The organism is Paraclostridium sp. MRS3W1 (assembly GCF_032465715.1).
Lineage (GTDB): Bacteria > Bacillota > Clostridia > Peptostreptococcales > Peptostreptococcaceae > Paraclostridium > Paraclostridium dentum.
Genome location: NZ_JAWDJM010000121.1, coordinates 1 through 20742, shown reverse-complemented (window position 1 = coordinate 20742; position 20742 = coordinate 1). Strand labels below are relative to the sequence as shown.

The window sequence follows — 20742 nt, the reverse complement described above, 5'->3', positions numbered from 1 at the left end:
ATAAACTAATGACAGAGGGAGAGAGATATGAAAATAGCAATAACAGGTAAAGGTGGAGTAGGAAAAACAACTTTTTCTTCAATGTTATCAAGAACATTTGCTGATGAAGGATATAGAGTTGTAGCAGTTGATGCAGATCCAGATGCAAACTTAGGTTTAGCATTAGGTTTTCCAACTGAAATTTCAGAATCGATAACTCCTATTTCAGAAATGAAAAAATTAGTTTCTGAAAGAACAGGAGCTGAAGCTCAAAGCTTTGGAAAAATGTTTAAAATGAATCCTAAAGTAGATGATATTCCAGACTTATACTGTAAGGAATACAACAATGTAAGGTTACTTACTTTAGGAACTGTTGATTCTGGAGGATCGGGATGTGTATGTCCAGAACATGTTTTATTAAAAAGATTATGTTCTCATTTGATACTACAAAATAAAGATGTAGTAATAATGGATATGGAAGCGGGCATAGAACATTTAGGAAGAGGAACAGCACAAGGAGTGGATGCCTTTATAGTTGTTGTTGAACCAGGAGAAAGAAGTTTACAAACTTATAGAAAAGTAAAAAAACTAGGTAACGATATAGGTGTAAAAAAAGTTTTTGTAGTAGGGAATAAAATTAGAAATAAGTCAGATGAAGACTTTGTGACTAGTAATTTACAGGATGGCGAATTGCTAGGCTTTATTTACTACAATCAAGATGTTATAGACTCTGATAGAGCAAGCAAATCTCCATACGATGTTAGCTTAGATACTAAAGATCAAATCGTCAAAATAAAAAATAGATTAATGACGAATTCTTAAGATATTAGTATAATAAATATAATGAAGTAAAGTGAGAGGAGATTTAGTTATGGGATTTAAGTCAGATATAGAAATTGCTCAAGAGGCAAAACCTCAAGATATAAGGGAAATAGCTAAAAAATTAGGTTTAACTGATGATGAAGTAGAGCTTTATGGAAAATACAAAGCAAAGGTTGATTATAACTTATTAAAGAAAGATAGCAAAAGTAAAAAATCTAAGTTAATATTAACTACTGCTATAAACCCTACTCCAGCTGGAGAAGGAAAAACTACAACTACTATAGGAGTAGCAGACGCATTTGCTAAATTAGATAAAAATGTTTTAGTTGCTTTAAGAGAACCTTCTTTAGGTCCAGTGTTTGGAGTTAAAGGTGGAGCTGCTGGGGGTGGGTATGCTCAAGTTATACCTATGGAAGATATAAATCTACACTTTACTGGAGATTTCCACGCGATAGGAGCTGCAAATAATCTATTAGCGGCTATGTTAGATAACCATATACATCAAGGAAATATTCTAGGTATAGATCCAAGAAGAATAACTTGGAGAAGATGTGTTGATATGAATGATAGACAGTTAAGAAATATAACTGATGGATTAGGTGGAAAAGCACATGGTGTTCCTAGAGAAGATGGATTTGATATAACTGTTGCATCTGAAATAATGGCAGCATTTTGTTTAGCAAATGACATAATAGATTTAAAAGAAAGATTAGGAAATATTATAGTTGGATACACATACAATAATGAGCCAGTGACAGCTAGACAATTAAATGCAAATGGTGCAATGGCAGCATTACTAAAAGATGCATTAAAACCAAATTTAGTTCAAACATTAGAAGGAACTCCTTCATTTGTTCATGGAGGTCCATTTGCAAATATAGCTCATGGATGTAACTCTGTAATAGCAACTAAAATGGCTATGCATTTTGCAGATTATGTTGTAACAGAGGCTGGATTTGGAGCTGATTTAGGAGCTGAAAAATTCTTAGATATAAAATGTAGAATGGCAGACTTAAAACCAGATGCAGTTATAATAGTTGCTACAGTTAGAGCATTGAAATACAATGGCGGTGTAGCAAAAGATAAATTAAATGAAGAAAACTTAGAAGCTTTAGAAGCAGGTTTACCAAACTTATTAAAACATGTTGAGAATATAACAAAAGTTTATGGTCTGCCTGCAGTTGTAGCTATAAATAGATTCCCACTTGATACTGAAGCAGAGCTTAAATTAGTAGAAGATAAGTGTAAAGAGTTAGGTGTTAATGTTGCACTTTCTGAAGTTTGGGCAAAAGGTGGAGAAGGTGGAATTGAGGTAGCTAAAGAAGTTTTAAGATTATTAGATGAAGAAGAAAATAACTTTAAATTCTGTTATGAAGATGATTTATCTATAAAAGAAAAAATAGAAGCAATAGCTACTAAAATATATGGAGCTGATGGAGTAGACTTTGCGCCAGCAGCAGAAAAAGAGATAGCAAATTTAGAAAAGCTAGGTTTTAGTAAATTACCAATATGCATGGCTAAAACTCAATATTCTTTAACAGATGATCAAACAAAATTAGGAAGACCTACTGGATTTAGAATAACAGTTAGACAATTAACAGTATCTGCAGGTGCTGGATTTATAGTTGCTCTTACTGGTGAAATAATGAAGATGCCAGGACTTCCAAAAGTTCCAGCAGCAGAAAGAATAGATGTTGATGAAAATGGAGTAATATCAGGATTATTCTAGGTAGATAGGTGTAGTGAATATAGTTGATTTTTATACAAAAAAACTATATTTACTACTTCCCTACTATATGAAATACTTCTGATTAACTTAAAATTTATGAAGGGGCTTGTAGGAAATATAGTTAATTCCTACGAATAAAGCACTGAAAAGATATACTTTAAAGTGCTACGGCAGAAACTATATTTCTTATTTAGCTACCTAGTATAATTTTTTAATAAATTAATTTTTATAGGGAGATAAGTATGAAGATAGCACAAAAAAGTTGTATAGAGTTTGTAGATGTACTAGCTTCAAAATCAGCAGTTCCAGGTGGAGGTGGAGCAGCAGCTTTAACTGGATCTATAGGTATTGCATTAGGTAGTATGGTATGCAATTTAACTATAGGAAAGAAAAAATATGCTGAATATGAAGAAAGTGTAAAATGTATATTAGAAAAAGCTAGAATTTTAGAAAAAGAATTACTAGATATGATAGATGAAGATGCAGAGTGTTTTCTTCCTTTATCAAAAGCTTACGGGTTACCTAGTTCTACAGAAGAAGAGAAAAAGGTAAAAAATGACACTATGGAAAGTGCCCTTAAGACAGCATGTGAAGTACCAATAAAAATAGTAAAGGTATGTTATGAAGCTATAAAACTACACGAAGATTTGGTAGACAAAGGATCAAGGCTAGCAATAAGTGATGTTGGTGTTGGAGTACAATGTCTAAGAGCTGCAATTCTTAGTGGACAATTAAATGTTTTTATAAATATAAATTCTATAAAAGATGGACAATATGTTGAGACTGTAAGAAATGAAGTCAATAAACTTGTTGAAGATGGAGTTAGAATTTGTGATGAAGTTTATAAAAAGGTTGAATTAGCTTTAAACAAATAAACTTTATGTATTTTTAATTTGAAATTTTTATGAAATAAGATATAGGGGGCAACAAAAATATGAACGAAACTAATGTAAAATCACAGATAATAAAAGGTAAGCCTGTGGCAGATAAGATAACTGAAGATTTAAAAAAAGAAGTTGAAAATTTAAATGAAATGGGTATAAACCCTAAGTTAGCGATAGTTAGAGTAGGTGAAAGACCTGATGATTTAGCCTATGAAAGAGGAGCACTTAAAAGATGCCAAAACATAGGAATTGAAACAGAAATAGTAGAATTAGATGAGAATATAAGCCAAGATGAATTTATAAAGGCTATACATAAATTGAATGAAGATGATAAAGTTAATGGGATTTTAACATTTAGACCACTTCCAAAGCATTTAAGTGAGGATGAAATAAAATATGAGATAAGTCCTAAAAAAGATATAGACTGTTTTAATCCTATAAACACAGCTAAAATAGTAGAAAATGACAAAACTGGATATCCACCATGTACACCAACGGCAGTTATAGAAATATTAAAACATTATGGTATAAATTTAACTGGTGCAAACATTGTTGTTTTAGGAAGATCTATGGTAGTTGGAAAGCCACTATCAATGCTTTTATTAAACGAGAATGCAACTGTAAACATATGCCATTCTAAAACTAGGAATTTACCAGAAATAGCATCTCAAGCTGATATATTAGTAGCTGCAGTCGGAAGAGCTAAGATGGTTAAAAAGGACTATGTAAAAGATGGAGCAATAGTAATAGATGTAGGTGTAAATGTAGACGATCAAGGTAATTTATGTGGAGATGTTGATATGGAAGATGTATTAGATAAAGTTTCTATGATAACACCAGTACCAGGAGGAGTAGGAGCTGTAACAACTTCTATATTAGCTACTAATATCGTTAAAGCTTGTAAGTTACAAAACAAAAAATAAATGGGGATTTTCAAGGGGGAATAGAGATGATAATTTCTGAAAATAAGCCATTTGAAGAGATTTTAGGTTATGTCAAAGATGCTAAAAAATTAGTTTTAGTAGGATGTAATCTATGTGCATCTACTTGTAAAAGTGGTGGAGAGACAGAAATTTTAAAGATGAAAGACTTATTAGAGGCTGAAGGAAAAGAAGTTTTAGGATATAAAGTATTAGACCCTGCATGTAATCTTTTAAAATCAAAGAAAGACTTGAAAGAGTTGAAATCTGAGATAAAAGAAGCTGATGCTATATTGTCCTTAGCATGTGGAGATGGAACTCAAACAGTGGTTAAAAATATAAAAGATAAACCAGTATATCCAGCAAATGACACTTTATTTATAGGTGAAGTTAAAAGAGTTGGAGAGTTTGAGGAAGCATGTAAAGCATGTGGTTCTTGTGAACTTGCATGGACTGGAGGAATATGCCCGGTTACTATGTGTGCTAAAGGATTATTAAATGGAGCTTGCGGTGGAGCACGAGATGGAAAATGCGAAGTAAATCCTGAAAATGATTGTGCTTGGGTTCTTATATACAATAGATTAAAAGCAATAAATCAACTGGATAACCTATTAGAGGTAAAAGAACCAAAAGATTATTCAAAAGCGTGTAACCCACGTAGCTTAAGTTTAAAGAAAAAAGAAGCTATGGCAAATGCTTAAATAGTTTTTTAAAAGGTTGAAGGGGGATAAACAATGAGCTTATTAAGAGAAGCTTTAGAAAGCGGTAAGTTTGCAATAACTGCTGAGATGGCTCCTCCAAAGGGAATAGACTTATCACACTTAGTAGAGTGTGCAAAAGCTGTTAAAGGAAGAGTACATGCTGTTAATGTAACAGATTTTCAATCTGCAGTAATGAGAACAACTTCACTTACTACATGTAAATTGTTGAAAGATGAAGGATTAGAACCAGTTCTACAAGTAACTGGAAGAGATAGAAATAGAATTGCAATTCAAGGAGAATTATTATCAGCTGGTGTGTTTGGAATAGAAAACATGCTAGCATTAACAGGCGACCACACCATAGTAGGAGATCATCCTCAAGCTAAACCTGTATTTGACTTAGATTGTGTTGGAATTTTACAAACGGCACAGAAACTTTCGCAAGGAACAGATATGGTAGGCAATCAATTAAAAGGATCACCAGAATTTTATTTGGGAGCATCCGTGACACCTCGATACACACCTATTGAAATACAATTATTAAAAATGAAGAAGAAAATAAATGCAGGAGCTAAGTTTTTTCAAACTCAAGCTGTATATGATATAGATACAATGAGAGAATTTAAAGAGCATACAAAGGAAATGAATACTAAGATTTTGGCAGGTATAATTCCATTAAAATCTCCAGGAATGGCTAAGTTTATGAATGAAAATGTTCCAGGTATATATGTTCCAGATGAGCTTATAGACAGATTAAGATCGGTAGGAAAAGAAAACTGGGCAAGTGAAGGAATAAAAATAGCAGGAGAATTAATTCAACAATTAAGAGATGAAGATTTATGTGATGGAGTGCATATAATGGCAATTGGAGCAGAAGAAAATGTTCCGGCAATTTTAGACGCAGCAAAATTATAAATTTCATAGGGGGATTGAGAAATGAAAGTAGCAGTAATCGGAGGAGGACCAGGTGGTTATGTAGCTGCTATAAAAGCTGCTATGCTTGGGGCTGAAGTTACAGTTATAGAAAAAAGAAAAGTTGGAGGAACTTGCTTAAACGTAGGATGTATACCGACAAAAGCATTATTAGCATCATCATCATTGATATCATCTATAAAAGAAGCTAAAGATTTTGGAATACATATAAATGGAGAAGTAGAAGCCAACTTTGATGACATAATGAATAGAAAAAATAAAGTAGTAAGTCAATTAATTAGCGGAATAGAATTTTTATTTGAAAAAAGAGGAATTAAACTAGTTAATGGATTTGGAAAATTAGTAGATACAAATAAAATAGAAGTTAATAAAGAAGATGGAAGTAAAGAATTAGTAGAGGCTGATAAAATAATACTTGCAAATGGATCTCAGCCAGTTATACTACCGATGTTTCCTTATGATGGAGATAAGATTATAACTAGTGATGAAGCGTTAAATCTAAAGGATGTTCCTAAGTCATTGCTAATCGTTGGCGGAGGAGTTATAGGGTGTGAATTTGGTCAATTTTTTAGAGCTTTAGGGACGGAAGTAACTATTGTAGAAATGTTTGATCAATTACTTCCACTTGAAGATAAAGATGTTGCTAAACAGTTGCAAAGGCAATTTAAAAAAGATAAAATTAAGGTGATGACAGGGGTTAAGATCGAAAAATGTGAAATAGTTGACGATGAGGTCGTAGCAACTCTGTCTAATGGTAAAGAAGTTAAAGCTGAAAAAGCCTTACTATCTATAGGAAGAAAACCTTATCTTGATAATTCGGGAATAGAAGATATAGGAATACAACTAGAGAGAGGCAAGGTTATAGTGAATGAAAATTTAGAAACTAATGTTAAAGGTATATATGCAATTGGTGATATAATAAACACACCATTTTTAGCGCATGTAGCATCAAAGGAAGGATTAGTAGCAGCACAAAATGCTGTTTGTGGCAATTCAAAGACTGTAAATTATGCAGCAGTTCCAAGATGTGTATATACTGAACCAGAAGTTGCAGGAGTAGGGAAAACTGAAAAAGAGCTTCAAGAAAATGGTATAGAGTATAATACAGGACAATTCGATTTTAGAGCACTAGGAAAAGCTCAGGCAATAGGACATTTCCAAGGTTTCATTAAAATATTAGCAGATGAAAATGACAAAATAATAGGAGCGTCTATAGTAGGACCTCATGCAACTGATTTATTAACAGAACTATCTTTAGCAGTTCACTTAGGATTAACAGTTGAAGAAGTAGGGGATGTTATACATGCACATCCTACATTATCAGAAGGAATAATGGAAGCACTTCATGATGTTCATGGTGAATGTGTGCATGCAGTTCCTAAATTAGCAAAAGCATAAGTAGAATAAATAAGTTCTATTTAGACAAACAAAGGGGGAAATCTTATGGGATTTAATATTGCAGTAGCAGGTAAAGGGGGAACTGGAAAGACGAGTCTTACAGGTCTTCTAATAAACTGCTTAGTAAAAGAAAATAAGGGGCCAATATTAGTAGTTGATGCAGATGCAAATGCTAATATAAATGAAGTACTAGGATTAGATATAGATGTAACATTAGGTCAAATAAGAGAAGAAATAAACCAAAGAGAAAAACAAGGTAATGCATTTCCAGGAGGCATGACTAAAGCTCAATACTTACAATATAGACTGAACACTTCTGTAGCAGAAGGACCAGGATATGATTTGATAGTTATGGGAAGGTCTGAAGGCGAAGGTTGCTATTGTTATGTAAATGGAATTTTAAGAGAGCAAACAGATAAACTTTCAGATAGTTACGATTACCTAGTTATAGATAATGAAGCTGGTATGGAACATTTAAGTAGAAAAACTACTAAACATATAGATAAATTACTTTTAGTTAGTGACTGTTCAAGACGTAGTATTCAAGCAGTTGCAAGAATAAGAGATTTAGCTAGAGAGTTAAACTTAAATGTAGGAGATATGCAGTTAGTAGTAAATAAGGTTCCAAATGGAATTTTAAATGATGGTGTAAAAGAGGAAATAGAGAAACATAAATTAGATCTTTTAGGTGTTGTACCTTTAGATGATATGATATATGAATATGATTCTTCAGGTATACCTTTAATAAATTTACCTGAAGATGCTAAGTCAAAAATCGCTATTAAAGATATTATATCTAAATTAGAATTAAATTAGACTAAGGGGGAAAAAAATATGGCATTTAAGATGTCTGTTCAAAAATACTCTGGGAAAATATCAGAGGTTGAAATAGGTTCAGGGGAAAGAGCTATAAAAATAGGAGGAGAAAATATACTTCCTTTTTATAACTTTGATGGAGATCAAGCAAATACACAAAAAATTGGTGTAGAAATGCTAGATGTATATCCAGAAAACTGGACTAGTGAAATTAAAAACTTATATGAAGATGTAGCTAATGATAGTGTTAAATGGGCTAAGTATATAGAAGAAAAAATAGAACCTGATTTTATATGCTTAAGATTAGAGGGTGCAGATCCTAATGGATTAGATAAAACTCCTGAAGAATGTGCAGAAGTTGCTAAGAAAGTTTTAGAAAATGTATCATTGCCAATCGTAATAGCAGGATGTGGAAATCATGAAAAAGATGCAAAGGTATTTGAAAAAGTAGCTCAAGCTGTAGATGGATATAATTGCTTATTTATGTCAGCTACAGAAGAAAACTATAAAGGAGTAGGGGCTGCAGCTGGAATGGCTTATGGTCATAAAGTAGGAGCTGAATCTTCAGTTGATATAAACTTAGCTAAACAATTAAATGTTTTACTAACTCAATTAGGGGTTAAGCAAGAAAATATAGTTATGAACGTTGGATGTTCAGCAGCTGGATATGGATATGAATATGTTGCATCTACAATGGATAGAATTAGACTTGCGGCACTTGGTCAAAATGATAAAACATTACAAATGCCAATAATAACACCGGTTTGCTTTGAAAGTTGGAATGTAAAAGAGTCTGTTGCAAGTATAGAAGATGAACCAGCATGGGGTTGCCCAGAAGCAAGAGGAATATCTATGGAAATTTCAACAGCATCAAGTGCTTTAGCTGGAGGATCAAATGCAGTAGTGCTTCGTCATCCAAAATCTGTAGAAACTATAAAAACTTTAATTAGCGAATTAGCATAATAAGTTAAAAGGTTAGGGGGAGAATAATATGGCTTTAAAAGCTTTAGATATATTTAAATTAACACCAAAGAAAAATTGTAAGGATTGTGGTTTTCCAACTTGTATGGCGTTTTGTATGAAGGTTGCATCAGGGGCGTGTGAAATAGGAAAATGCCCTCATATGGCTCAGGAAGCTTTAGATAAATTATCAGAAGCTACTGCTCCACTTATGAAAAGTTTAAAAATTGGAGCAGGAGAAGCTCAATATGACTTAGGTGGAGAAACTGTATTATTTAGACATGAAAAAACTTTCTTAAATAAAAATAGATTTGCGGTAGAATTTTGTGACTGCATGCCAGAAGATGAAATGAATTCTAAATTAGAAAATATAAAAGCTGTAAACTACATAAGAATAGGCGAAGAAATGAAAGTAGAGATAGCGGCTTTAAGATACACTTCAAATAAAGAATCATATTTAAATTTAATAAATAAAGTTAAACAAAGTAATTTAGCTTTAGCATACATGATAATATGTGAAGATGCTCAAGTAGCTAAGGAAGCTATAGAATTATTAAAAGGTGAAAACCCAGTAGTTTATGGAGCAAATAAAGATAACTACAAAGAGATGGTTGAAGTAGTTAAAAATGATAAGTTAGTATTAGGTGTAAATGCATCTAATTTAGAAGAATTATATTCTACAACAGAAGCTATACAAGCTTTAGGGTATAAAGAACTGTTATTAGATGCAACTGGAGAAACAATGAAAGACACATTTACAAATGTAGTTCAAATAAGAAGAATATCTTTAAAAGAACAAGATAGAACATTTGGATACCCATCATTAGTATTTGCAAATAAATTAGCTAAAAATGATCCTAACATGGAAGTTGCTATATCTTCAATATTCACGGTTAAATATGGATCTATAATAGTATTAGATGATATAAATTATGCAAAAGCTTTACCTTTATTTGCACTTAGACAAAATATATACACAGATCCACAAAGACCAATGAGAGTAGAAACTAAATTATATCCTATAAATAATCCAGATGAAAATTCACCAGTTTTAGTTACAGTTGACTTTGCACTAACTTACTTCATAATCGCAGGAGAGATAGAAAGATCTAAAGTACCTGTCTGGTTAGCAATACCAGATGCAGGAGGATATTCAGTTTTAACTGCATGGGCGGCAGGTAAGTTTGGAGGAAGTTCTATAGCTAACTTTATAAAAGAAATAGGAGTAGCTGAAAAAACTAAGAATAGAGATTTAATAATACCGGGTAAAGTAGCAGTATTAAAAGGAGATATAGAAGATAATTTACCAGGATGGAATGTAGTAATTGGAACAGAGGAATCAATGGAATTACCAAAATTCTTAAGAGAATATAAAGCCAATAAAGAAACTGCTATGGCTTAAATTCAATAAACTATATTTAATAGGGGGAACAAATCACATGGAAAAATTTATGATAATAGGAGAAAGAATACACTGTATATCGCCATCAATAAGAAAAGCTTTAGAAGAGAGAGACCCAGCTCCAATACTAAAAAGAGCTAAAGAACAATTAGACGCTGGAGCTCATTACATAGACTTCAACATAGGGCCAGCTGAAAGAGATGGAGCAGATATAATGACTTGGGGTGTTCAACTACTTCAATCAGAATTTAACAATGTACCATTAGCTTTAGATACTGCAAATAGAAACGCTATAGAAGCCGGACTTAAAGTTTATAACAGAGAGAATGGTAAACCTATAATAAATTCAGCTGATGCGGGTGGAAGAATAGAGTTAATAGATTTAGCAGGAGAATACCAAGCTAAAGTTATAGCTTTATGTGCTAAAGAAGGTATACCTAGAGATAATGATGAGCGTATGGCATACTGCCAAGAATTATTAGAAAGAGGATTAATGGCAGGACTAGAACCAGAAGATATGTTATTTGATCCACTATGCTTAGTTATAAAAGGAATGCAAGACAAACAAATGGAAGTTTTAGAAGCTATAAAAATGATGACTGAAATGGGACTTTTAACAACTGGAGGGTTATCAAATGTTTCAAATGGATGTCCTAAACATGTAAGACCTATATTAGATAGTGCATTCGCAGCTATGGCTATGGCAAATGGATTTAGCTCTGCTATAGTAAACCCATGTGATGAAGAATTAATGAGAACTATAAAATCTTGTGACATAATAAGAAATTCTAGTCTTTATGCAGACTCATATTTAGAATTAAATGAAGGTGGATTTGCATATAACGTATAGTAAGTATTTATTTTATATATAGTATAGATATAAAAGGGGGAAATAGAGTGAAAAATTTGTACAGTACTGTTTTTAATGGATCCGAGCAGGCATTAGAAGCTGCAAAAGGATTGCTTAATGAAGCTATAGAAAAACATGGTAAAGACCATAAAGTTGAATTCCCAGATACGGCATATTCGCTTCCTTGCATATATGCTGCAACAGGAAAGAAAATTAATAATTTAGGAGATTTAGAAGCTGCACTAGAAATTATTGAAAGTTTAATAAATAAAACTCATTTATTAGAACATGTATTTAATTCAGGATTAGCAACAGCTTTAGCAGCAGAAGTAATAGAAGCTATAAAATACTCAATGAGTGATGCTCCATATAGTGAGCCATGTGCAGGGCATATAACAGACCCTATAATAAGATCTCTTGGAGTACCATTAGTTACAGGAGATATACCAGGGGTTGCGGTTGTACTTGGAGAATGTCCAGATGCAGAAACTGCAGCTAAGATAATAAAAGACTATCAATCTAAAGGATTATTGACATTCTTAGTTGGTAAAGTTATAGATCAGGCTATTGAGGCTGGAGTGAAAATGGGTCTAGAGCTTAGAGTTATACCTCTAGGATATGATGTAACAAGCGTAATACATGTTGTGTCAGTTGCTATAAGAGCAGCACTAATATTTGGAGGATTAGCTCCTGGAGATTTAACTGGATTACTAGAATATACAGCTAAGAGAGTTCCAGCATTTGTAAATGCATTTGGACCATTGACTGATTTAGTTGTGTCTTGTGGAGCAGGAGCAATAGCTTTAGGGTTCCCAGTTATAACAGATCAAGATGTGTTAGAAGTTCCAATGAACTTATTAACTCAAAAAGATTACGATAAGTTTGTAGCAACATCTCTAGAAGCTAGAGGAATAAAAATAAAAATAACTGAAATACCAATACCAGTTTCTTTTGCAGCAGCATTTGAAGGTGAAAGAATAAGAAAAAATGATATGCTTGCTGAATTTGGTGGAAACAGAACAGAAGCTTGGGAGTTAGTTAGAAAGAAAGAGCTATCTGAAGTTGAGGATCACAAGATAGAAATTATAGGTAGTGATATAGATCAAGTTGAAGCTGTAAATGGAGTTGTAAGATTGCCTCTTGCAGTTATAGTTGATATAGCTGGTAAGAATATGCAAGAAGACTTTGAACCAGTTTTAGAAAGAAGATTACACTACTTCTTAAACTATATAGAAGGTGTAATGCATGTTGGGCAAAGAGATATAACTTGGGTAAGAATCTCTAAAGATGCTGTTGAAAAAGGATTCAGATTAAACCATATAGGAGAAGTTATATATGCTAAGATGCTAGATGAGTTTGAATCAGTAGTTGATAAGTGTCAAGTTACTTTAATAACAGATGCAGAAGAAGTAGCTAAATTAAAATCAGAGTATGCAACTCCTAGATATACTGCTAGAGATGAAAGATTAGCTTCTTTAGTAGATGAAAGTGTTGATGAATTCTATACTTGTAATTTATGTCAGTCATTTGCACCTGCACATGTTTGTGTTGTAACACCTGAAAGGCTAGGTCTTTGTGGAGCTGTTAGTTGGCTAGATGCAAAAGCAACAAAAGAGCTTGATAAAACAGGACCATGCCAACCTATAATAAAAGGTGAATGCTTAGATGACTTAAAAGGTGTATGGCAATCAGTAAATGATGAAGTAAGTGCTATATCTCAAGGTGCGGTTGAAAGTGTTACATTATACTCTATATTAGAAGATCCAATGACTTCATGTGGATGTTTTGAATGTATATGTGGTATAATGCCAGAAGCTAACGGATTTGTTATAGTAAATAGAGAATTTGCAGGAATGACTCCTGTTGGTATGACATTTGGAGAACTTGCTTCAATGACAGGTGGAGGAGTTCAAACTCCAGGATTTATGGGTCACGGAAGACAATTTATATCTTCTAAGAAATTTGCTTATGCAGAAGGCGGACCATCTAGAATAGTATGGATGCCTAAAGAATTAAAAGACTATGTTGCAGAGAAGTTAAATGCTGCAATGATGGAATTACATGGAATAGAAAACTTCACAGATATGATTTGTGATGAAACTATATCTACAGATTCTGAAGGTGTATTAGCATACCTAGAAGAAAAAGGTCATCCAGCTTTAAGCATGGAATGTGTGATGTAATATTATCTTATAAAATTTGAGGAGTGAAACAATGAAAGTTATACCAAGTTTAAAATACTGTAAAGAGCATACATGGGTAAAAGTAGATGGAGAATATGCTTATATAGGAATAACAGATTATGCTCAAGATCAATTAGGTGAAATATTATTTGTTGAGATGCCTGAAGTAGAAGATGAATTAACTAAAGGTAGTGACTTTGGAGTTGTGGAATCATCAAAAGTTGCTTCTGATTTAATAGCTCCTATATCTGGAGAAGTTGTACAAATAAATGAGGATTTAGAAGATGAGCCAGAAGCTATAAATGAAGATGCTTATGATGCATGGATAATAAAAATAAAAATGTCAGATCCAGAAGAGTTAGATAGTTTAATAAACTCTGATGGATATGAAGCTAGTATAGAGGAATAACAAAAAGCTGTTTCAAGTGAAATTGTAAAATCAATTGATCTTGGAACAGCTTTTTTGATTTTAAAATTTGATAAAAATAAAACAAAAATCAAGGTAATATGATTGTTTACATAGAATATATATTTAGGGGATAACTTTGTAACTTAGTGACTTTAAATAAGGGGGATTAGCATGGTTAAAGTAAAAATATTGTCTCATAAAAAAGAGATTGAATGTAACAAAGAGGATAATTTACTAGATGTTCTTAGAGAAAATGATATATTTATCGATGCTCCTTGCAATGGAAGTATGGTATGTGGAAAGTGTAAAGTAAAACTAAAAAATGGTAAAGTAGATTCTAAAATGAATATACACATAAATGAAGAAGAAAAAAAGCAAGGATATATTCTTTCGTGTGCAAGTAAGGTTATTGAAGATATAGAAATAGAAGTTCCTTCAAAACTTTCAACATCTATGAATGAAATGAAAATTGAAGGTAGCGATAATAATAAAGATAAAAAAATATTTGATAAAGCAATCAATATATTAAAGGACAATTCATTAGATTTCAATAAAAAAATATTTAAAAAATATATAGAGTTAGATGAGCCAAATTTAGATGATAATATAAGCGATATAGATAGAATTCAAAGACATATTAGAAATAATTTTGGATATGAAAATATAGAGTTTAGTTTGAATTTACTTAGGAAGATACCTTTAGTAATTAGAGATAATAATTTTAAGGTAACTATAACTTATGAACTTAAAAATAACATTGTTTATTTGATAGATATTAATACTGGAAATACAGAAGATGAATTTTATGGAATAGCTGTTGATATAGGAACTACATCAGTTGTAGTTTGTTTAGTTAATTTAAAAAATAATGAGATTATAGGAAAAGAGTCATCAGGAAATGCGCAAATTAAATATGGAGCAGATGTAATAAATAGGATAATATATTCAACTAAAAAGGATGGAATTAAACTTCTACAACATGCAATAGTAGAAGAAACTATAAATCCACTAATAGAAAAGGTATGTAATAAAAATGAAATTGATAAAGAGTATATAAGCTATTTTGTAGTTGCAGGGAATACGACAATGAGTAGCTTATTTTTAGGAGTACATGCGGATTTTTTAAGACAAGAACCTTATATACCTCCATTTGTAAAATCTCCAAATTTAAGTGCTCATGATATAGGATTAAATATAAATAAAGATGCTACTGTATATCTAGCACCATCTGTAGCTAGTTATGTTGGTGGAGATATAACAGCAGGGGTATTATCTGCTGGAATATGGGCTAGTGAAGAAAATGTATTGTTTATAGACTTAGGAACTAATGGAGAGATTGTGTTTGGAAATAAAGACTATATGATGACTTGTGCATGCTCAGCAGGGCCCGCATTTGAAGGTGGAGGAATAAGTTGTGGTATGAGAGCTTCAAATGGAGCTATAGAGAAAGTTGATATAGATAAAAACACTTTAAATCCTAAATTGAAAATTATTGGAGATTGCAATCCAGTTGGAGTTTGTGGTTCAGGAATAATAGATATTATATGTAAAATGATGATAAGCGGAATTGTTGATAGAAGAGGTAAGATTAACAAAGAATTAAAAAATAAACGTATAAGATTTAATGAACATGATATAGGAGAGTATGTGCTTGCATTTAAGGAAGAGTACAATATAGAAAATGATATATCGGTAAATGAAGTAGATATAGATAATTTTATAAGAGCAAAAGGGGCTATATATTCAGGGGCATCTATACTTATAGAAAGCTTGGGCATGGATTTTAGTGTAATAGATAAAGTTTTAATTGCAGGAGGTATTGGAAATAGCTTAGATATAGAAAATTCTATTATGATAGGTTTATTACCAGATATAGATAGAGATAAATTTGACTATATAGGGAATAGCTCTCTTATAGGTTCTTACTTAACCTTAATAAGTAATGATGCGAAAGATAAGTTAGAAGAAATAGGAGATCAATTAACATATGTAGAATTAAGCGTATATCCTACATATATGGATGAATTTATATCTGCTTGTTTTTTACCTCATACAAATATAGAACAATTTCCTTCAGTTAAAAATATATTAGGAGAATAAATCTATGAATTTAAATCGAAAAATTAATTTAGCATATGATACAAAAGTTAAAAACTTTGGAAATGATATTGAGTTTGCATATCCAACCCAAACCTTAGCAGTGAGTATAACAGATACAAACTGTAGTCTAGGATGTGCTCATTGCAATGGTCATTATTTAAAAAACATGACACCTATAGCTGAATATGAAAAAGATATAAAAAAGAGAAATATAACTAGTATATTATTAAGTGGTGGATGCAGCCAAGATGGAGATGTTCCTATAGATAGTCATATAGAAACTATAAAAAATTTAAAACAAAAGGGCTATAAATTAAATTCACATATAGGACTTATGAATAAAGAAAATATAGATTTGGTCTGCAATTTTTTAGATTATGTATCATTTGACCTTGTATTTGATGAGGATACTATAAAAGAAGTATATAAAATTAATAAAAGCAGAGAAGAATACATAGCTACATATGAATATATAAAAAGATATACAAAGGTAGCTCCACATATATGCATAGGACTAAAGGGTGGAAAGGTAAAAGGAGAATATGAGATTATAGACTATCTTGAAAAAAACCAGCCAGATCAATTAACTTTTATAGTTTTGATACCTACAAAAAATACTGAGTATGAAAATGTAGAGCCACCTAATTTAGATGAAGTTATAGATGTATTATGTGAAGCGAGAATAAGACTTCCAAAAACTAAAATAAATTTAGGATGTATGAGGCCCAGGGGCAAATATAGAAGTGATTTAGATAAATTAGCGATAGAATGTGGAATAAATAAAATTGTATTACCGTCAAGATCATGTAAAAACTTAGCACTTGAAATGAAGTTAGATATTAAAGAGAGTAAGGAGTGTTGCATATTATGATTAGATTGTCTATTGGAACTGCAATAGAACTTGGTATAAAAAGAGGCCAAAGCGACATACCTCCTACTACTGCTTATATAATGATAGGAAATCAGTGTAATAATCGATGTTCATTTTGTTCACAATCCATTGAAAGTAATAGTAGAAAAGATAAACTGTCTAGAGTTTTATGGCCAGAATATACAAAAGAAGAAATTTTAGATGCATTTAAAAGCTATGAAGGCGAAAATATAAAAAGAATATGCTTACAATCAATGGATAGTGAAGAATCTCTTAACGAAGTAAGAAAATTTATTAAATATGTCAATTCTAATTTAAATATACCGATATCTTTATCAGCCAAGTTAGAAGATATGGATGAAATTGAAAAATTCTTTGATCTAGGAGTTGAAAAAATAGGTATAGCTATAGATGCTGCAAATAAGGAATTATATGAGAAGATAAAAGGAACTAATTTTGATAAAAAAATAGATTTTATAAAAGAAGCAGGGCTTATATATCCAAATAGAATTAGTACGCATATAATCGTAGGATTAGGAGAAAGCCACAAAGATATATATGATTTATATAAAACTCTGAAAGGTTACAATATAACAATTAGTTTATTTGCATTTACACCTGTAAAGGGAACTAAAATGGAAGATGTAAGTCAACCTAGTATAGAGAGTTATAGAAGGGTTCAACTTATGACGTATATGATGGATAAAGGATATAATGGAGATTACTTTAAATTTGGATTAGATGGGTACCTAGAAGAAATAGAGATAGATGAATATATAAAGATGGATATATTAAAAGGAAAGCCATTTGAAATAAAAGGATGTAAGAATTGCAATAGACCATATTATAATGAGAGACCAGGACATACAATATATAATTATTCAAGAAAGTTAAGTAAAGAAGAAATTAAACTAGCGATTAAAGAAATTAACTTAGATATAGGGGAAGTAAAATTATGCAAAAGTGGAGAGTAATAAAAAACAAAACTTATGATGGCGCAATGAATATGGCGATAGACGAAGCTATTACTATTTCATATAAGGAAGGAAAATGTAAGCCTACACTAAGATTTTATTCTTGGAATCCTAGTTGTTTAACTATAGGATATTTTCAAAAGCTTGAAAGTGAAGTAGATATAAAAAAATGTAAAGAGTTAAATATAGACTGTGTAAGAAGAGCTACAGGTGGAAGAGCCGTATTACATCAAAATGAGTTAACTTATTCTATAATTGTAGGAGAAGACAATGAACTGATGGATAAGAGTATAAATAGTTCATATAAGTTTATAAGTGAAGGAATAGCAAATGGCTTAAAGCTTGAAGGTATAGGGGTTGATAATTTAAGCAAGGGAGAAAGAATTAGTAGAGAGAAGCTTTCAGCTGCGTGTTTTAATGCTCATGCTTCATATGAAATAACTATAAATGATAAAAAAGTTGTAGGAAGCGCGCAACATAGGCATGATGGAGTTATATTACAACACGGGTCTATTGTATTGGATTTCAATATAGATGATTTGTATGAAATTATAAAAACCAAATCTCCAGAAATAAAAGAAAGAGCAAAGAAATTTACGTTAAGCAAGGCAAGTGGTATTGAAAATGAAATAGGAAGAAAGATAGATATAAACAGCCTCGAAAAATCCATTGTAAGAGGAATGGCAAAGACTTTTAATGTTGAGTTTGAAGAGGAAGAGCTAACGGATTATGAACTAGATTTAGCCAAGGGTTTATATAGTAAATATTCTTCAGATGAGTACACAAATAAAAGATAATTTATATAAGTAAAGGAATTGACTTTAACCAAAATTTGGTGTTATACTCAAAATATACAAAGTTATTTGAAATCATGAAGATTTCTTTAAGGGTTTTGAAATACCTTGGAGGAATCTTTTTTTTGATTGAGTATAAAATTAATATACTAAGGGGGATTATGTTATGTGTGAATCAGCAGCTTATGTGTTAAAAAACAACAATCTTGAAAGAGTAATGGATAATGTGGTTAGTGTAGACCCATACGAAGGAAAAGTATATTTAACAGATTTACTAGGAGAGCAAAAAATAATCGATGGGGAAATAAAAGAAATAAGACTTATGGATCATAAAATAATAATCAAAGAATCAGTATAAATCAAATTTTAATTTACATAAAAATGTAATTGAGGGGAAGAAAATATGATAATAGCAGTTATAGATGGAATGGGAGGCGGAATAGGAGCTCAAGTTGTATCAACTCTTAGAGATGAACTTCCATCGTACATAGAAATATACGCACTAGGGACAAACTCAATAGCAACAAGTTCAATGATGAAAGCACACGCTAATAAAGGTGCTACAGGAGAGAACGCTATAATAGTTTCAACAAAAAAAGCTAGTATAGTAGTTGCGCCAGTATCTGCAGTTATACCAAATGCAATGATGGGTGAAGTAACCGCTAGAATTAGTGAAGCAATATCGGATAGTGAAGCTTTAAAAATATTACTTCCTATAATGCCAGAAGATGTAGAAATGGTGGGATTAGAAGGAAAACCATTATCACTGTTGATAAAGGATGCAGTGAAAGTGATAAAAAAAGAATTTAATATAAAATAAGGGGGATTATAAATGCTATTTAATAAAACTAGTGTAAGAAACCACCATGGTCACGACCATGATCATGAGCATATAGAACATTCAGGTGCAGCTGTAGCTGAAAATAAAGATGAAAAAACTCTTAATATCCTTCTTGTTCATTGGGTAAATCACAATGAATCACATGAAGAAGGATTTAGAGAGTGGGCAGAAAAAGCTAGAGAAATGGGAAAAGAAGAAACTGCTAAAAATATTGAACAAGCAATTGATTACTTAAAAAAATCAAATGAAATGCTATTAGAAGCTAAAAAGAATATGTAAGTAAAATAAGGAGTTAATCTCCTTATTTTTATGTCAAATCAAAAAAAATTGTAAAAAACGTTGACATCAAAAAAAAAAACTTATATAATCATAGTATAGTAAAAATGAATACGGAGAAGTACTCAAGTGGCTCAAGAGGATCCCCTGCTAAGGGATTAGGCTGGGTTAACCGGTGCGAGGGTTCGAATCCCTCCTTCTCCGCCAGTAATTGTCGAGGTGTAGCGCAGTTTGGTAGCGCACGTGGTTTGGGACCATGGGGCCGGGGGTTCGAGTCCCTCCACCTCGACCAATAAAGTGGACCTTTAGCTCAGTTGGTTAGAGCGCCCGGCTCATAACCGGTAGGTCCGGGGTTCGAGTCCCTGAAGGTCCACCAAAAAAATGCATAGGGGTGTAGCTCAGTTGGTAGAGCGTCGGTCTCCAAAACCGTGCGCCGGGGGTTCGAGTCCCTCCACCCCTGCCACTAAAACAATTATATAAATAAGATTATATCGAGGTGTAGCGCAGTTTGGTAGCGCACGTGGTTTGGGACCATGGGGCCGGGGGTTCGAGTCCCTCCACCTCGACCAATTGGGGGCCTATAGCTCAGGTGGTTAGAGCGCACGCCTGATAAGCGTGAGGTCGCTGGTTCGAGTCCAGCTAGGCCCACCAGAAATGCCCAGATAGCTCAGTCGGTAGAGCAGGGGACTGAAAATCCCCGTGTCGGTGGTTCGATTCCGCCTCTGGGCACCAATATATGTGGCGGTATAGCTTAGTTGGCTAGAGCGTTCGGTTCATACCCGAAAGGTCACAGGTTCGACTCCTGTTACCGCTACCATCTAAGAAATATACTTAAACATATTTAAGAACTTTGAAAATTAAACAGTAGGTTAATTATAAAAATTCTTTTTTAAAGAATTA

General features: G+C 32.3%; 20 protein-coding genes and 8 tRNA genes. All 28 read left to right on the top strand.

The genetic code is table 11. The features are described 5' to 3' along the window. Positions 1 to 27: 27 nt before the first annotated feature. The 28 genes from RWY47_RS09910 (at position 28) to RWY47_RS09775 (ending at position 20659) form a co-directional block, all read left to right on the top strand. Entirely contained in the window at positions 28 to 801 is a 774-nt protein-coding gene (locus tag RWY47_RS09910; protein WP_021428422.1) for an ATP-binding protein, read from the top strand. 49 nt (positions 802 to 850) lie between these two features. Next, entirely contained in the window at positions 851 to 2530 is a 1680-nt protein-coding gene (locus RWY47_RS09905; RefSeq protein WP_021428521.1) for a formate--tetrahydrofolate ligase, read from the top strand. Between the two features lie 242 nt (positions 2531 to 2772). Continuing rightward, complete coding sequence (locus tag RWY47_RS09900; RefSeq protein ID WP_021428493.1) at positions 2773 to 3405, top strand: cyclodeaminase/cyclohydrolase family protein; 633 nt, start codon at positions 2773 to 2775, stop codon at positions 3403 to 3405. Positions 3406 to 3464: 59 nt separating this feature from the next. Next, entirely contained in the window at positions 3465 to 4337 is an 873-nt protein-coding gene (locus RWY47_RS09895; RefSeq protein WP_168932424.1) for a bifunctional 5,10-methylenetetrahydrofolate dehydrogenase/5,10-methenyltetrahydrofolate cyclohydrolase, read from the top strand. 26 nt (positions 4338 to 4363) lie between these two features. After that, positions 4364 to 5035, top strand: a complete 672-nt coding sequence (locus RWY47_RS09890) for a methylenetetrahydrofolate reductase C-terminal domain-containing protein (RefSeq protein WP_021428516.1) — start codon at positions 4364 to 4366, stop codon at positions 5033 to 5035. 33 nt (positions 5036 to 5068) lie between these two features. After that, the gene (locus RWY47_RS09885; RefSeq protein WP_021431737.1) at positions 5069 to 5950 is read left to right on the top strand and encodes a methylenetetrahydrofolate reductase; all 882 of its coding nucleotides are present in this window, start codon (positions 5069 to 5071) and stop codon (positions 5948 to 5950) included. Positions 5951 to 5971: 21 nt separating this feature from the next. After that, complete coding sequence (lpdA, locus tag RWY47_RS09880) at positions 5972 to 7366, top strand: dihydrolipoyl dehydrogenase (RefSeq protein WP_224170646.1); 1395 nt, start codon at positions 5972 to 5974, stop codon at positions 7364 to 7366. 45 nt (positions 7367 to 7411) lie between these two features. Beyond that, on the top strand, positions 7412 to 8182 hold the full coding sequence (locus RWY47_RS09875; RefSeq protein WP_021431739.1) for an ATP-binding protein: 771 nt from the start codon (positions 7412 to 7414) through the stop codon (positions 8180 to 8182). 18 nt (positions 8183 to 8200) lie between these two features. Then, positions 8201 to 9145: an acetyl-CoA decarbonylase/synthase complex subunit delta gene (acsD, locus tag RWY47_RS09870; RefSeq protein ID WP_035116905.1), complete on the top strand. Its 945-nt coding sequence runs from the start codon at positions 8201 to 8203 to the stop codon at positions 9143 to 9145. 28 nt (positions 9146 to 9173) lie between these two features. Further along, complete coding sequence (acsC, locus tag RWY47_RS09865) at positions 9174 to 10544, top strand: acetyl-CoA decarbonylase/synthase complex subunit gamma (protein ID WP_224170647.1); 1371 nt, start codon at positions 9174 to 9176, stop codon at positions 10542 to 10544. Between the two features lie 37 nt (positions 10545 to 10581). Next, the gene (acsE, locus tag RWY47_RS09860) at positions 10582 to 11394 is read left to right on the top strand and encodes a carbon monoxide dehydrogenase/acetyl-CoA synthase methytransferase subunit (RefSeq protein WP_021428390.1); all 813 of its coding nucleotides are present in this window, start codon (positions 10582 to 10584) and stop codon (positions 11392 to 11394) included. Between the two features lie 47 nt (positions 11395 to 11441). Continuing rightward, positions 11442 to 13577 carry an acetyl-CoA decarbonylase/synthase complex subunit alpha/beta gene (gene acsB / locus RWY47_RS09855; protein WP_021428397.1) on the top strand — a complete coding sequence of 712 codons (2136 nt, stop codon included), beginning with the start codon at positions 11442 to 11444 and terminating at the stop codon, positions 13575 to 13577. 31 nt (positions 13578 to 13608) lie between these two features. Then, positions 13609 to 13986 (top strand): glycine cleavage system protein GcvH, encoded by a 378-nt coding sequence (gene gcvH / locus RWY47_RS09850; RefSeq protein ID WP_021428363.1) that lies wholly within the window; start codon positions 13609 to 13611, stop codon positions 13984 to 13986. A 171-nt stretch (positions 13987 to 14157) separates the two neighbouring features. Further along, positions 14158 to 16086 (top strand): corrinoid activation/regeneration protein AcsV, encoded by a 1929-nt coding sequence (acsV, locus tag RWY47_RS09845; RefSeq protein ID WP_142730553.1) that lies wholly within the window; start codon positions 14158 to 14160, stop codon positions 16084 to 16086. A 4-nt stretch (positions 16087 to 16090) separates the two neighbouring features. Continuing rightward, complete coding sequence (locus RWY47_RS09840) at positions 16091 to 16957, top strand: radical SAM protein (protein ID WP_046824279.1); 867 nt, start codon at positions 16091 to 16093, stop codon at positions 16955 to 16957. Beyond that, the gene (locus RWY47_RS09835; protein WP_142730552.1) at positions 16954 to 17931 is read left to right on the top strand and encodes a radical SAM protein; all 978 of its coding nucleotides are present in this window, start codon (positions 16954 to 16956) and stop codon (positions 17929 to 17931) included. Before RWY47_RS09840 ends, RWY47_RS09835 begins: the two co-directional genes overlap by 4 nt. Next, positions 17913 to 18728: a lipoate--protein ligase family protein gene (locus tag RWY47_RS09830; RefSeq protein WP_150841932.1), complete on the top strand. Its 816-nt coding sequence runs from the start codon at positions 17913 to 17915 to the stop codon at positions 18726 to 18728. Before RWY47_RS09835 ends, RWY47_RS09830 begins: the two co-directional genes overlap by 19 nt. Before the next feature lie 163 nt (positions 18729 to 18891). Further along, the gene (locus RWY47_RS09825; RefSeq protein ID WP_021428376.1) at positions 18892 to 19083 is read left to right on the top strand and encodes a CooT family nickel-binding protein; all 192 of its coding nucleotides are present in this window, start codon (positions 18892 to 18894) and stop codon (positions 19081 to 19083) included. A 45-nt stretch (positions 19084 to 19128) separates the two neighbouring features. Then, on the top strand, positions 19129 to 19545 hold the full coding sequence (locus RWY47_RS09820; RefSeq protein WP_035116889.1) for a DUF3842 family protein: 417 nt from the start codon (positions 19129 to 19131) through the stop codon (positions 19543 to 19545). A gap of 12 nt (positions 19546 to 19557) precedes the next feature. Beyond that, positions 19558 to 19845: a hypothetical protein gene (locus RWY47_RS09815; protein WP_021431748.1), complete on the top strand. Its 288-nt coding sequence runs from the start codon at positions 19558 to 19560 to the stop codon at positions 19843 to 19845. A gap of 112 nt (positions 19846 to 19957) precedes the next feature. After that, positions 19958 to 20049, top strand: a tRNA-Ser gene (locus RWY47_RS09810). Between the two features lie 8 nt (positions 20050 to 20057). Beyond that, positions 20058 to 20134 (top strand) — tRNA-Pro (locus tag RWY47_RS09805). A 7-nt stretch (positions 20135 to 20141) separates the two neighbouring features. Next, positions 20142 to 20218: transfer RNA gene (locus tag RWY47_RS09800), tRNA-Ile, on the top strand. Positions 20219 to 20229: 11 nt separating this feature from the next. Further along, positions 20230 to 20305, top strand: a tRNA-Trp gene (locus RWY47_RS09795). Positions 20306 to 20334: 29 nt separating this feature from the next. Continuing rightward, positions 20335 to 20411 (top strand) — tRNA-Pro (locus tag RWY47_RS09790). Positions 20412 to 20416: 5 nt separating this feature from the next. Further along, a tRNA-Ile gene (locus RWY47_RS09785) sits at positions 20417 to 20493 on the top strand. 5 nt (positions 20494 to 20498) lie between these two features. After that, a tRNA-Phe gene (locus tag RWY47_RS09780) sits at positions 20499 to 20574 on the top strand. An 8-nt stretch (positions 20575 to 20582) separates the two neighbouring features. After that, positions 20583 to 20659, top strand: a tRNA-Met gene (locus tag RWY47_RS09775). Positions 20660 to 20742 lie beyond the last annotated feature (83 nt).